The sequence below is a fragment of the Oceanospirillum maris DSM 6286 genome, from assembly GCF_000422865.1.
GTDB classification, from domain to species: Bacteria; Pseudomonadota; Gammaproteobacteria; order Pseudomonadales; family Halomonadaceae; genus Oceanospirillum; species Oceanospirillum maris.
Genome location: NZ_AUGW01000007.1, coordinates 190,220 through 203,844, shown reverse-complemented (window position 1 = coordinate 203,844; position 13,625 = coordinate 190,220). Strand labels below are relative to the sequence as shown.

The window sequence follows — 13,625 nt, the reverse complement described above, 5'->3', positions numbered from 1 at the left end:
AGGGACAACACGCGATTCAGGAGCTTGATCGCGTGCTTCATGAAGTCAAACAACCGGTCTTTCTTGAGCCAGGCGACTTTGTCAGTATAGCCAACAATTACAGCTTACATGCCCGAGAAGTGATACATATCGGTGATAGAGAAGCCCACCAAAAGCGATGGCTCTGCAAAACCTTTAATGTCGATAATATAAAGGAACACCAAGCAGCGATGTCTGACGGGCAGTTCCGTGTTGTTGATGAATAATAAGTAGGCAGCGAAACAGAATTACCGGGAACAAAGCATTCAATATTCTCAAAATCGCTTAGTAAAGAATATCGGAATCATGCTTTTTTCCCGATGTATATAACCGCTGACCTATATATCACCTAGCGCCATCTTTCAGGAAACTTAGTCATGCACACTGCAATATTATCATTACTATTTATCACCCTGTACGGCTCAGGATTTGTCGCGACACAGTTTGGCATCCCCTATACAGATCCATTGTCATTTTTAACCTACAGGTTTTTTATAACGGCAATTATATTAACGATTGTTTGCTTAGTCATCAGAGCCAGGTGGCCATCATCAGTTAAAGAGGTAATGCATCAGTCGATAGCAGGGGCATTAATTGTAGGGACCTTTTCAATTGGTGTTTTTATATCCATTGATCAAGGTACATCTGCTGCGACCTCGGCTTTAATTATTAGTTTTCAGCCCCTGATCGCCAGCCTGCTGTCTTTTTTAATTATGAGAACAAAGATCAACCGGCCACAATGGATTGGTCTTATTATGGGGCTACTAGGCGTTAGCTTTATCGTATTTAGTAAACTAAGTGTTAATAGCTTATCAGGTATTATGATGTCAGTACTGGGTTTACTTGGTCTGGCCTTTGGTAGCTTGTATCAAAAAGCTTTCTGCGCAAATATGAATATATTCTCCGGTGGTGTAATTCATACCAGCTCCTCAGCTGTTCTGTGTTTACTGATCAGTCTATTCTATGGCGATAGTTATACCGAATGGCAGCCGGAGTTTATTTTCTCACTGCTCTGGATGTCGATCGTGGTATCAATAGGCGCACTCAGTATTCTCTATGTTCTGATAAGAAAACTTGAAATCAGTCAGGTATCCAGCTTGTTTTATCTGATCCCAGTAAGCTCGGTTATTCTATCGATCATATTCCTCGATGAGTCTCTGAATACCAATGAATTGGTTGGCATTCTGATCACGTCTGTCGCAGTATTTATGGTCAACAGCTCTATTTTCAGATCCACTCGGCCGACAAAACCTATTTGATAGCAGGGTTTCTACGTGCACGCTTCTGGGCTGCTGTCAGTTTCTTTTTGATCTTTTCCATAGAGCAAAGCTCCCCAAGCTCCCTCTAAAATTGAGCTATCAGTTCAAACAGAGGTTATTTACCAATACAGAAAGATCCGAAGATCTTACCCAGCAAGTCATCCGCACTCATCTGTCCGGTAATCTCGCCCAGCGTCTGTTGCGCCATACGCAGGTCTTCAGCCAGTAATTCACCGGCTCCCATATTCAGCAACTGGTAATGGCCGTTGTGGATAAATTCACGAACCTGCTCTAAAGCATCCAGATGACGGCGACGGGCACTAAAACCACCTTCAGTGCCGCCGGTATAGCCCATGGTTTCTTTCAGGTGGCGAGTTAAGTCATCCACACCCTCACCAGACTTGGCACAAAGACGAATCACTGGCGGGTTTGTGGATAAATCAAGGCCGATGGACTCGCCGCTGCGGTCAATTTTATTACGCACAACGGTAATCGGTAGAGAATCAGGCAGCTGATCAATAAATTCTGGCCAGAGTTTATGGGGATCAATTTCTTGGGTTTCGGCGCTATCAACCATCAATAACAGACGATCGGCTTGTTTGATTTCATTCCAAGCCCGCTCAACACCTATTTTTTCAACCTGATCAGGTGTTTCACGAAGGCCCGCGGTATCAACAATATGCAGGGGCATACCATCAATATGAATATACTCTCGCAAGACATCTCGAGTGGTTCCGGCAATATCCGTGACAATAGCGCTGTCTTTACCGGATAAACAATTCAGCAAACTGGATTTACCGGCGTTGGGTCGTCCGGCGATCACAACGGTCATGCCTTCCTGCATGAGAGCCCCTTGGCTGGCGCTATTTTGTACCTGTCGCAACTCCTCTCGAATAGCATCAAGATCAGCCATAACTTTACCATCTGCCAAAAAATCGATCTCTTCCTCTGGAAAGTCGATCGCCGCTTCCACATAAATCCGCAGGTTGGTTAACTTATCCACAAGCTGATGAACCTTCTCAGAAAAAGCGCCCTGTAAAGAGCGCACCGCATTACGGGCTGCTTGTTCAGAAACACTATCGATCAAATCAGCAATCGCTTCGGCTTGAGCCAGATCCATCTTGTCATTCAGGAAGGCTCGTTCAGAGAATTCACCCGGGCGAGCCATACGTACGCCACAGGCTAAAACCCGTTTCAGCATCATATCCATAATGATGGGGCCACCGTGGCCTTGAAGCTCTAGCACATCTTCGCCGGTAAAAGAGTTAGGACCAGGAAAATAAAGCGCAATGCCTTCATCCATTACACCGCCATCTTCACTATAAAAAGGGCCGTAATGGGCATAGCGAGGTTTCGGTATAACACCAAGCAGCTGTTCTGCTAATACAGCAGATTTTGGTCCAGAGACGCGAATAATACCCACACCACCACGACCAGGGGGCGTTGCCTGTGCAGCGATCGTATCAATAGAGGCCGTATCAAAGGTGTGTGCAGCGCTCTGTGTCATGGCCAAAATCCCCATAATAATCTTAGTGTTGAACAACAATGGTCAGGCTCAAAATACCGAATGATATTCAAACCACTTACTCTATGCTTATGCTAAAGCCGCTTGTATATACCAAAACAGGTTGTGGATAAAACGAAAAAAGCCCCCGAAGGGGCTTTTTAAGCAAAAATTAGCCGATGCTAAGCCTTTGCTTTTTTATCATCACCGCCGCCTTCAATACGTTTAGTAATCACATATTGTTGTGCAATAGACAGCACGTTATTCACGACCCAGTACAGTACCAGTCCAGCAGGGAACCATAGGAAGAATACCGTAAACACTATCGGTAGCATCTTCATCAACTTAGCCTGCATAGGATCGGGAGGCGTTGGGTTCAGCAGTTGCTGAATAAACATAGACGCACCCATAAGGATCGGCAGTACAAAGTAAGGATCTTTTACAGAGAGGTCGGTAATCCAAAGCATAAACGGCGCATGACGCAGTTCAATACTTTCCATTAACATCCAATACAGTGCGATAAAAACCGGCATCTGAATCAAGATAGGAAGACAGCCACCAATGGGGTTGATCTTCTCTTTCTTGTACAGCTCCATCATCGACTGAGACATTTTCTGACGATCGTCGCCGTACTTCTCTTTCATGCGTTGCAGCTCTGGGCCAACACGACGCATATTCGCCATGGAGCGATAAGCCGAAGCAGACAGCTTAAAGAAAGCACCTTTAACCATCATGGTTAAGATAATAATCGCCCAGCCCCAGTTACCTAGAAAGCCATGAATTAAATTCAGCATCCAGAATAACGGTTGAGCAATAAACCACAACCAACCAAAATCAACGGTTAGTTCTAGGTTAGGCGCAGCAGCTTCCAGTTGCTTTTGAATCTTAGGCCCTACATATAACTTGCTGCCTAGAGTCGCTTGCTCGCCAGCTTCAACAACGGTTTCAGGACTTGAGAAGCCAACAATATTTTCACCGCGAGAGGTTGCACGGGTGCTATATTCTTGCTTTTCATTTTGGTTTGGAATCCACGCACTAACAAAGTAGTGCTGAATCATCGCAACCCAACCGCCAACAGATTCACGTTTAACTTGTTTCTCTTGGATATCATCAAACGTAATCTTATCGAATTTTTCTTCACTGGTTGAAATGGCAGCACCCAGATAAGACACCATACCCATGCCTTCAGCTTGGGTAGGATCTGGAGAGTTATCACGCTTCAACTGTGCAAAGAAATAACCAGACCACGCTTGGTCACTGGCGTTATTGATCAAGTAATCGACTTGAACATCATAATCATCGCGTTTAAAAGAAAAACGCTTGGTAATTTGCACACCAGATGCCTGAACAAAATTCAGATCAACCTGCAGACTGTCAGCACCTTCACTCAAAACATAGCTTGTTTGTTTTGTGCTAAAGAGCGGACGACCATCCCGTGAAGCATCTGGCCCATTAACACCGGCCAAGCCACTTTGAGCAACGTAAGTTCGATTTTTACTGCGCTCTAGTAGAACAAAAGGGATTTCAGGAGTATCCACACGGGCAGTGTGCTGTGGTAATGCGGCATAAACAATGTCGCCACCTTTTGGATCAATACGTAGATCCAACACATCGGTGCGTACTTCAATCAGAGAAGTGCTCGCTTCTGTCGCAGGTGCTAAATCACCATTAGCAGAAGTTTGTGGAATATCTTCACTGGTCGTACTGCCTACTGACGATGCCGTAGAAGGAAGGGTATTTTGCACAACAGGCGCTTGAGCCTGAGGGCCATAATCCTTATTCCACTGAACCACCATCAGATAAGACACTAATGCCAGGGAGATGATCAAAAATAAACGTTTCACGTCCATGGGTATGCTCTTACCGGATTCGTGTTGAAAAAAGAAATGCTATTTTGAGTCTGGGTTTGCTCTGTGGCAACCCATACCAAGGATAAAACTATGAAATAGCACAAAGATTATTATTTTTCCGGACGCGGTTTCCGCTTGCCATGAGGTTTATGGCCGGATTTTTGACCGGATAGCTTCTTGCGATATAACATCTCTAGCCGTTTCCAAGCCAAATCAAGCTGATGAGCATATTCTTCTGAAGAGAGATCATTAAGACCTTTCTGCGTGAGCAAAACGAGATCCATCGAAGGCATCTTATCTTTATTTATCCGGAAAGATTCACGGGTAAGACGTCTGATACGATTTCGATCGACAGCTCGACGAAGATTTTTTTTAGCCAAGATCTGGCCGAGGCGAGGGTGAGGCAGAGTATTAGGACGGGCAAGAATCATAAAACAACGGCCAAACACTTTGATCTGGACGTCATCGAAGACGGAACGGTAATCCCCGGCTGTCAGTAACCTGACATCCCGGGGAAACCCGAAACTGGTCATAATGCTAAAGAATCAGCTGACCAGAAATCAAGCACTCAGACGCGTACGGCCTTTGGCGCGACGACGAGTGATGATTTTACGACCATTTTTAGTAGCCATACGAGCACGGAAGCCGTGGTTGCGTTTGCGTTTTAGAACGCTAGGTTGAAAAGTTCTTTTCATGACTGTATTCCCACACTTTCACTTTCAAAATGGCGCAGAAAGTGCGCCTAGTCTTTGATCAGGGGCGGAATTCTAGAGAATAACGCGACAGACTTCAAATACTTCCTGATAAAAAAGTGGTTGTGTATAAGTTTTTAGGTTGTTTTTTACGCTATCCCTATGAATTTTAGCCAAAAATTAAAGTTTACCCATTTCAAGAGCCCTTTTGCTTACAAAGCCTTTTATCCCGCTTCTTTCCTCGTTTTGATCAGCAACACCAATGGGCCTGTGGGTAAGATCGCAGTACTGAATCTAGCCTTTTGAAAAAACTTTTGAAAAAAAATCGATTCATCAGTAATCGAGAAACAGGACAAGGAGCAAAAATTACTTTTCCAAGGTTCTAAACACTTACTAAGAAGAACTATATATATTTATTAAGTTTATAAAGATAATTATAGTGATAAATATAAGGGAGGTTATTTTCTGTGGATAAGCCGTCTCAGCCTATGAATAGCAGGCTTTTGAGCAATGTATAACTGTTCTGATAAAAAGAAAGGTACTTGTCTGTAAGCTTGGGGTCTCTTGTGGATAAAAAAGGTACTTACACACAAGGCAAAATATCCCTTGATCCCTCCCCAGACCTTACCTAGCCTTAGAAACCTACTTATCCACAGCTGATTTAACCAGAGAATGTCATAAAACAGTGGCGTTGGTGTGGATAACCTAGGCCTTAACCGATAAAATACGCCTTTGTTTTTCTTGGGGATCCACAGTGTCTTTAGCTCTTTGGCAGAAATGTTTAGGTTATTTGCAAGACGAACTACCTTCACAGCAGTTCAATACATGGATACGACCGCTTCAAGCCGACACTGAGGGGCAGAGTTTAAAGCTGCTAGCGCCCAATCGATTTGTGCTGCAATGGGTTTCTGACAAATACCTCACTCGAATTTCAGAGCTATTAAATGAGCTGAGCAACCAGCAACCGCCTCAGTTAATTTTAGAAATTGGCAGTAAGCGAACCGTTTCAAACCCTGATGTGATGCCTAGGTCAACAGCACCACCGGGCGTTATTATTCGTACGGCACCCCCTAGACCTGATTTTATTCAAGAATCTGGACAGCCACCGGGGTTTGAGTCGGCGAAGTCTCAAGAAAAAAGCAGCTCTCAGATACAAACAAGCTCAAACCACGGTAATAGCGCGCCTTATACTGGTAATACTTCTTATATTGGTAATTCAGGTGGTTCTAGAACGGAGCGAACGGTGCAGGTTGATGGCGGCCTTAAACACCAAAGTGCTCTTAATCCGAACTTTACTTTTGAAACCTTTGTTGAAGGTAAATCAAACCAACTGGCCAGAGCCGCTTCTCGACAGGTTTCGGAAAACCCAGGGGGGGCTTATAACCCGCTGTTTTTATATGGTGGTGTTGGCTTAGGTAAAACGCACTTAATGCATGCGGTTGGTAATTATTTAGTTCAGCAGAACCCAAATGCTAAAGTGATGTACCTGCACTCAGAGCGCTTTGTAGCCGATATGGTGAAAGCCCTACAGCTAAACGCGATTAATGACTTTAAACGCTTGTATCGCAGCGTAGATGCTCTTTTGATTGATGATATACAGTTCTTCGCCGGTAAAGAGCGCTCACAGGAAGAGTTTTTCCATACGTTTAACGCGTTACTCGAAGGTGGCCAGCAGATGATTCTGACCAGTGACCGCTATCCGAAAGAAATTAGCGGCATGGAAGAACGTTTGAAGTCTCGCTTTGGCTGGGGGTTAACCGTTGCCATCGATCCGCCCGAACTGGAAACCCGTGTGGCTATTTTGAAGAAAAAGGCCGATCAAGCAAAAGTGCTTTTGCCTGATGATGCTGCTTTCTTTATCGCGCAAAAAATTCGTTCTAATGTACGTGAATTAGAAGGCGCATTGAAAAAAGTTATTGCGGATTCTCACTTTCGTGGACAGCCGATTACTACGGAATTTATTCGTGAATCCCTGCGGGATCTCTTTGCGGTACAAGATAAGCAAGTGGGTATTGATAATATTCAACGTACCGTTGCTGAGTACTACAGCATTAAAATGCCAGATCTACTATCTAAACGCCGTAGCCGGTCTGTGGCTCGACCTCGTCAAGTCGCTATGGCCTTGGCAAAAGAGCTTACAAATCACAGTCTGCCAGAGATTGGTGATGCGTTTGGTGGCCGAGACCACACCACGGTTTTACACGCCTGTCGAAAAGTTAAAGCGCTGCAGGAAGAGAATGCTGATATCCGTGAAGACTATAAGAACCTTTTGCGCGCCCTAACCAGCTAGTAAGCTGCTTGGTTCGTTTACGTTTTATGAGTTGTTTTAAACTTAATACGTTTGTTTTTTAAAATGGTCTAGGACTGTTTTGAAACCCAGTTAAAGCTGTTATGGAATAACCTGTTATGAAATTTACTGTTTCCCGTGAAGCGCTGTTACGCCCCTTGCAACTCTTGAATGGCGTTGTTGAGCGTCGTCAAACTCTGCCTGTCCTATCGAATGTCTTGGTTGTGGCAGAGCCGCAGGGCTTATCTCTAACAGGTACGGATTTAGAAGTTGAAATTCTAAGCCACTTAACGATTGATGGTGCGGTTGAAATACCAGGGGCAACTACGGTTCCTGCAAAGAAACTTTTTGATATTTGTAAATCACTTCCTGACCAGTCTCAGATTGAATTTTCCCTTCAAGAACAAAAGGTTATCATTCGTTCAGGGCGTAGTCGTTTTTCATTATCGACCCTGCCAGCAGCTGAATTTCCGAAAGTGGAAGAAAGCCAGCAAGATCTTTCTTTTGAGCTGACTCAAAAAGCCTTTAAACGCCTGCTAGATCGCTCTTCTTTTGCCATGGCGCAAAATGATGTGCGTTACTACTTAAATGGTTTATTGCTGGAGTTAAGCCCCGGTATGCTTCGCAGTGTCGCTACTGATGGTCACCGTTTAGCAACGTGTTCTTTAGCAATTGATCACGGCGCAACGAGTGTTATTCGAGCGATTGTGCCTCATAAAGGCATTCAGGGTTTAGGTCGCCTCTTTGACGATTCTGATACACCGGTTCAGGTTGTGCTTGGTAGTAACCATATTCGTGTTAAGACCGGTGATTATGTCTTCACCTCGAAGCTTGTTGATGGCAAGTTTCCAGATTACGAACGGGTTATTCCTCGTAATGGTAATAAGGTTGTGGTTGCTGAGCGTCTTGAATTGCGAGAAGTACTACACCGTGCCTCTATTCTGTCTAATGAAAAATACCGAGGCGTTCGTCTTGCCATTACCGACAGTAATCTTCAGGTGACGGCGAACAACCCAACGGAGCAGGAAGAAGCAGAAGAAAATATCAGTGTGAATTATCAAGGTGATTCATTAGAGATCGGCTTTAACGTGACCTACGTGCTCGATGTACTGGATGTACTGAGCAATGATCAAGTTAAAATTACTGCCTCTGATGCTAACAGCAGCGCGCTAATTGAAGAGTTTGGTACAGAGGATGATTCCTTGTATGTTGTTATGCCGATGCGACTGTAAGCTTTTATATTAATTTACCGTGTGCTTTTTTGTAGATGATTTGAGTATCCCATAAAGCCTTACTGCATAGTGTTGTAGTAAGGCTTTGCTTTTTTTAGATGTTTTACTTTCCAAGGGAATTCTGGTTGCTATGAGCTTGCGCCGTCTTGATATTGCTCACTTTCGTAATTTAGATGCCGTTAGGCTTCAGCCCTGCGCGGGTATCAATTTAATCATTGGTGATAATGGCGCGGGCAAAACCTCCATTCTTGAAGCGATCTCAGTGCTATCTACCGGTCGATCCTTTCGAGCCACCCGCACACCCGCAATTATCAATTTCGAGCAGGAAGCCTACACCTTGTTCGCCGAGGTTTTTAATGCATTAGCGGAGCATCAACAGATTGTCCCTGTGGGGATTTCCCGTAACCGTCAAAGTGAACAACAGATTCGAGTGGCGGGACAGCAAGCCCGTTCCGCATCTCAGTTAGCAGAACTGCTGCCGGTTCAAGTGATTAATTCTGACTCGTTCCAGTTGCTTGAAGGTTCACCAAAAGTGCGCCGCCAGTTTGTAGATTGGGGCGTGTTTCACGTGGAACATCAATTTTTCAATATATGGCAGTCCAGTCAAAAAGCGTTGAAACAGCGCAATAAGCTGTTGAAATATGGTAAAATGCACGGCTCTGAACAGCTTGATATCTGGGATGAAGCCTTATCTCGATATGCGGATCAAGTGGATCGGTTGAGAGCGGACTATATTGCGATGTTGGTTCCAGAGTTTGAATCAACCTTGGCGGAATTAGCGTTTTCAGGCGAGGTTTCGCTGAGCTATTATCGAGGATGGGATAAGCATACGGCTTGTCTTGATGTACTTCGCCAAAATCGAGAAAAAGATTGGGCGCTAGGTTTTACTCAATCAGGCCCACATAGAGCCGATCTGAGAATTCGGGTTAATAAACTGCCTGCGGTAGATGTGCTCTCCCGAGGACAACAAAAATTAGTGGTATGTGCACTTCTTCTCGCTCAAGGCCGTTTAATGCAAAAGCTGACTGGTAAGCAAAGTATTTATCTGGTGGATGATTTACCGGCAGAGCTTGATAGTGAACACCGAAACTATTTATGTCAGGTACTGGAAACGATGCAGTGCCAGGTTTTTATTACTAGTGTGGAGGCCGATGCCCTAACGGATTGTTGGTCGGCATCAACGCCAATGACCATGTTTCACGTGAAACATGGACAGCTAGATCACACACCCGGGTCTGATACCTCAAGGTAAAACAGAGCCGGCTGTAAACACAGGAACAGGATATGAGCGAACAATCATACGATTCATCCAGCATTAAGGTTTTAAAGGGTCTCGATGCGGTTCGTAAGCGTCCAGGGATGTATATCGGTGATACCGATGATGGAACTGGATTACACCATATGGTGTTCGAGCTGGTGGATAACTCCATTGATGAAGCTTTAGCAGGGCATTGCTCTGATATTAAGGTGACTATCCATCCCGATGAATCGGTTACTGTATCGGATGATGGTCGTGGCATTCCTGTGGATATGCACGAAGAAGAAGGTGTGTCTGCAGCCGAGGTTATTATGACGGTGCTGCATGCCGGTGGTAAGTTTGATGATAACAGCTATAAAGTATCTGGCGGCTTACATGGCGTGGGTGTTTCCGTTGTTAATGCGCTATCTGAAAAACTAACACTGACGGTATGGCGTAGCGGCAAACTGCATGAACAAGTCTATGTGCATGGTGTGCCTCAAACGCCTTTAAGAGTTATTGGTGATTCTGATAAAACGGGAACTGAAACTCGCTTCCATCCATCGCCAGAAACCTTCACTAATGTTGAATTTCATTATGATATTCTCGCTAAACGCCTGCGTGAACTATCATTCTTAAACTCTGGTGTTAGCATCATCTTGCTTGATGAGCGTTCAGGACGGACGGATAACTTTAAATACGAAGGTGGTTTGAGTGCCTTTGTTACCTATCTAAACCAGAATAAAACCGCCCTGAATGATGTTTTCCATTTCACCTCTGAACGTGAAGATGGCACCACCGTTGAGGTTGCTCTGCAGTGGAATGAGTCTTACCAAGAGAACATCTATTGCTTTACCAATAATATTCCTCAGCGTGATGGTGGTACACACCTTGCCGGTTTCCGTGCCGCTCTGACTCGTACCCTGAATACCTATATTGAGCAAGATCCTAAAGTTAAAAAAGATAGGGCCAACACCTCCGGTGAGGATGCTCGTGAAGGGTTGACCGCGATCGTTTCAGTAAAAGTACCGGATCCTAAATTCTCATCCCAGACCAAAGACAAGCTGGTCTCGTCAGAGGTGAAAACCGCCGTTGAGCAAGAGATGGGCCGCCTGTTCTCTGACTATCTGCAAGAAAAGCCAAACGAAGCGAAAGCCATTGTTAATAAGATGCTGGATGCCGCTCGTGCCCGTGAAGCCGCGCGTAAAGCCCGTGAGATGACCCGCCGCAAAGGTGCGCTCGATATCGCAGGGCTGCCCGGTAAGCTAGCCGATTGCCAAGAGAAAGATCCTGCGCTGTCTGAACTCTACTTAGTGGAGGGTGACTCTGCAGGTGGATCTGCAAAACAGGGGCGCAACCGTAAAACTCAGGCTATTTTACCGCTGAAAGGTAAAATCCTTAACGTTGAAAAAGCCCGCTTTGACAAGATGCTGTCCTCCGTAGAGGTTGGCACTTTGATTACGGCGATGGGCTGCGGTATTGGTCGCGAAGAGTTCAATCCTGATAAGTTGCGTTATCACTCCATTATTATCATGACGGATGCGGATGTGGATGGTTCTCATATTCGTACTTTGCTATTAACCTTCTTCTTCCGACAAATGCCGGAGCTGATCGAGCGTGGCCATATCTTTATTGCTCAGCCGCCTCTTTATAAGATTAAGCGCGGTAAACAGGAGCAGTACCTTAAGGATGAGTTAGCGCTAGAAGCTTATTTAACGAATACCGCACTTGATGGCGCGACGTTACATGTGAACTCTGAAGCTCCGGGTATTGGTGGTGAGGCGCTAGGCGGTCTTGTTTCTAGCTATCAAGATGTGATTCGCCGCATCTCTCGCCTGTACCGTGCCTATCCTCAGCCTGTATTGGATCAGCTACTTGAGCTACCTGTCTTGGATGATGCCGCTTTGGCGACGGAATCTTCTGTGCAAGCCTGGGTTGATCAGCTGACAGTTATTCTGGAAGATAATTCAGGCCGTCATCCGGCAATGCGTTTTGAATGGCGTGTTGTACATGATAGCGAGCGCAGTGTTTATCTACCGGAAGTAACGATTATTGCCCACGGCGTGCCAACAGATTATCGCTTTGGCTTAGATTTCTTTAAGTCTCAGGATTACAAAGCGATTAGCGGTTTGGCTGAACGCCTTGATGGTCTTCTGGAAGAAGGCGCATATATTAAGCGTGGTGAGCGCAGGAAAGAGGTTTCTCGCTTCCTTGATGTCCTGGCATGGTTACTGGGTGAAGCCCGTCGTGGTTTTAGTATCCAACGCTATAAAGGTCTGGGTGAAATGAACCCAAGCCAGCTATGGGAAACCACAATGGACCCTGAGACGCGCCGCATGTTGCGAGTGACGATCGAAGATGCCGTTGCTGCGGATCAGATCTTTACAACGCTGATGGGTGATGAAGTAGAGCCTCGTCGAGAGTTTATCGAAACCAACGCCCTGACCGTTGCAAATTTGGACGTTTAATCAAGTATTTCGTTTAAACATCGGAAAACAAAAAAGCAGCCTGCGGGCTGCTTTTTTTAACTGAAAAATAAAGGTTCTTCCCGCCAATTTTCAGGGAAGCCCATAGAAGGCTTAAAGCGAAGAGCAATGGGATATTTGTCAAAAAGTGCAGATATTACCGGCCCCATTTTCTCGTCATAGCCCAAGCCAATAAGCAGCTGCTGAAGTGCGGCAGCTGCCGTGTAAAGCCTGTTTACCTGGTCTACCTCATGTTTGTCTGGGCTTGGTTTTGTTTTAACTAGAGGCGCAGCTTGAGGTTGGAGGATTCTTTTTATCGCGGTGGGGGCTGCAAGGTTTCTGTTAAACAGCCGGCTGTGATGACCGCAGTTATTTCTGACTTCATGTATCGTCTTCATCCAGCTGCATAAAGACTTATATTTTTCGACAGATAGATTTTTCTTCGTGAAACGGTTGAGTTTGAGAGAGTCGTACTGTTTTTCACATACATTAGACATGAGTTTGACAAGATTACCGAAAGTCATCAGTTCGATAGCAACCCAGCCGGGAGGAAGCTCTCGATAGAAGGGACAATACTCGTTGTAGTATTTAGATTGGAAATGCCGAGCAAATTCTTCTTTTGATGCTTTAAACATACCTCGTAACTTGCTAATGGTTTCAATTTGCTCTCCATTGCTTGCAAACAAGGATGAATCTAAGTACCAAAATGGGTTGCCCGTCTCTTTGGTCATCCACTGGTCGAATAGAGATCTGACCCCAATTTCTACTTTTTCAATCACAGAGAAAAAATAATTGCGTAGCTCACTATCAAAATGATAAAGAAGATAGCAATCTTCGAATGAAGTGCCGGAATGAAACCGCTTCGTTTCAGAGTTTTGAAAGGGCAAAAAGTACGCTTTCAACCGGTAGTAACTTATTCGGTTTAACGCTTTCTCTGCTGAAAGTTGCTCCGGTATTTCTAAACCTTGATCTCGCAGTTTCTGGCAGAGTTGTGTGGCTGTTTGGTATGGTTTTTTGTAAGGAATCAGGTCTGCCATAGAGATAGAGGTTCCATTTCTTGCTGGCAAAAAAAAGGCCTCCA

General features: G+C 45.0%; 11 protein-coding genes. 6 read left to right on the top strand and 5 right to left on the bottom strand.

Features of this window, described 5'->3' with window-relative positions; all coding sequences use genetic code 11:
- The first annotated feature begins 32 nt into the window (after positions 1-32).
- Together G517_RS19900 and G517_RS0102505 are read left to right on the top strand one after the other, a co-directional pair.
- Complete coding sequence (locus G517_RS19900) at positions 33-245, top strand: hypothetical protein (RefSeq protein WP_028303090.1); 213 nt, start codon at positions 33-35, stop codon at positions 243-245.
- 150 nt (positions 246-395) lie between these two features.
- Positions 396-1,277 carry a DMT family transporter gene (locus G517_RS0102505; RefSeq protein WP_084632025.1) on the top strand — a complete coding sequence of 294 codons (882 nt, stop codon included), beginning with the start codon at positions 396-398 and terminating at the stop codon, positions 1,275-1,277.
- A gap of 115 nt (positions 1,278-1,392) precedes the next feature.
- Here G517_RS0102505 and mnmE read toward each other — a convergent pair whose 3' ends face one another.
- From mnmE to rpmH, 4 genes are all read right to left on the bottom strand, one after another.
- On the bottom strand, positions 1,393-2,784 hold the full coding sequence (mnmE, locus tag G517_RS0102500; RefSeq protein ID WP_051205943.1) for a tRNA uridine-5-carboxymethylaminomethyl(34) synthesis GTPase MnmE: 1,392 nt from the start codon (positions 2,782-2,784) through the stop codon (positions 1,393-1,395).
- A 179-nt stretch (positions 2,785-2,963) separates the two neighbouring features.
- Positions 2,964-4,631: a membrane protein insertase YidC gene (yidC, locus tag G517_RS0102495; protein ID WP_028303087.1), complete on the bottom strand. Its 1,668-nt coding sequence runs from the start codon at positions 4,629-4,631 to the stop codon at positions 2,964-2,966.
- A 110-nt stretch (positions 4,632-4,741) separates the two neighbouring features.
- On the bottom strand, positions 4,742-5,164 hold the full coding sequence (gene rnpA / locus G517_RS17460) for a ribonuclease P protein component (RefSeq protein WP_084632024.1): 423 nt from the start codon (positions 5,162-5,164) through the stop codon (positions 4,742-4,744).
- 27 nt (positions 5,165-5,191) lie between these two features.
- Positions 5,192-5,326 carry a 50S ribosomal protein L34 gene (gene rpmH, locus G517_RS0102485; RefSeq protein ID WP_028303086.1) on the bottom strand — a complete coding sequence of 45 codons (135 nt, stop codon included), beginning with the start codon at positions 5,324-5,326 and terminating at the stop codon, positions 5,192-5,194.
- A gap of 751 nt (positions 5,327-6,077) precedes the next feature.
- Here rpmH and dnaA point away from each other — a divergent pair.
- The 4 genes from dnaA (at position 6,078) to gyrB (ending at position 12,547) form a co-directional block, all read left to right on the top strand.
- Positions 6,078-7,613, top strand: a complete 1,536-nt coding sequence (gene dnaA / locus G517_RS0102480; RefSeq protein WP_028303085.1) for a chromosomal replication initiator protein DnaA — start codon at positions 6,078-6,080, stop codon at positions 7,611-7,613.
- Between the two features lie 116 nt (positions 7,614-7,729).
- Complete coding sequence (gene dnaN / locus G517_RS0102475; RefSeq protein ID WP_028303084.1) at positions 7,730-8,842, top strand: DNA polymerase III subunit beta; 1,113 nt, start codon at positions 7,730-7,732, stop codon at positions 8,840-8,842.
- A 130-nt stretch (positions 8,843-8,972) separates the two neighbouring features.
- The gene (gene recF, locus G517_RS0102470) at positions 8,973-10,094 is read left to right on the top strand and encodes a DNA replication/repair protein RecF (protein ID WP_028303083.1); all 1,122 of its coding nucleotides are present in this window, start codon (positions 8,973-8,975) and stop codon (positions 10,092-10,094) included.
- 32 nt (positions 10,095-10,126) lie between these two features.
- On the top strand, positions 10,127-12,547 hold the full coding sequence (gene gyrB / locus G517_RS0102465; protein WP_028303082.1) for a DNA topoisomerase (ATP-hydrolyzing) subunit B: 2,421 nt from the start codon (positions 10,127-10,129) through the stop codon (positions 12,545-12,547).
- Positions 12,548-12,603: 56 nt separating this feature from the next.
- Here the strand turns inward: gyrB and G517_RS0102460 are convergent, their stop codons facing one another.
- Positions 12,604-13,581, bottom strand: coding sequence for an Abi family protein (locus tag G517_RS0102460; RefSeq protein ID WP_028303081.1), 978 nt, complete (start codon positions 13,579-13,581; stop codon positions 12,604-12,606).
- Positions 13,582-13,625 lie beyond the last annotated feature (44 nt).

Coding starts and splice junctions, on each gene's coding strand:
- recF (WP_028303083.1), top strand. CDS start 8,973: ATGAGCTTGCGCCGTCTTGATATTGCTCACTTTCGTAATTTAGATGCC.
- dnaN (WP_028303084.1), top strand. CDS start 7,730: ATGAAATTTACTGTTTCCCGTGAAGCGCTGTTACGCCCCTTGCAACTC.
- mnmE (WP_051205943.1), bottom strand. CDS start 2,784: ATGACACAGAGCGCTGCACACACCTTTGATACGGCCTCTATTGATACG.
- gyrB (WP_028303082.1), top strand. CDS start 10,127: ATGAGCGAACAATCATACGATTCATCCAGCATTAAGGTTTTAAAGGGT.
- yidC (WP_028303087.1), bottom strand. CDS start 4,631: ATGGACGTGAAACGTTTATTTTTGATCATCTCCCTGGCATTAGTGTCT.
- G517_RS0102505 (WP_084632025.1), top strand. CDS start 396: ATGCACACTGCAATATTATCATTACTATTTATCACCCTGTACGGCTCA.
- rnpA (WP_084632024.1), bottom strand. CDS start 5,164: ATGACCAGTTTCGGGTTTCCCCGGGATGTCAGGTTACTGACAGCCGGG.
- G517_RS0102460 (WP_028303081.1), bottom strand. CDS start 13,581: ATGGCAGACCTGATTCCTTACAAAAAACCATACCAAACAGCCACACAA.
- rpmH (WP_028303086.1), bottom strand. CDS start 5,326: ATGAAAAGAACTTTTCAACCTAGCGTTCTAAAACGCAAACGCAACCAC.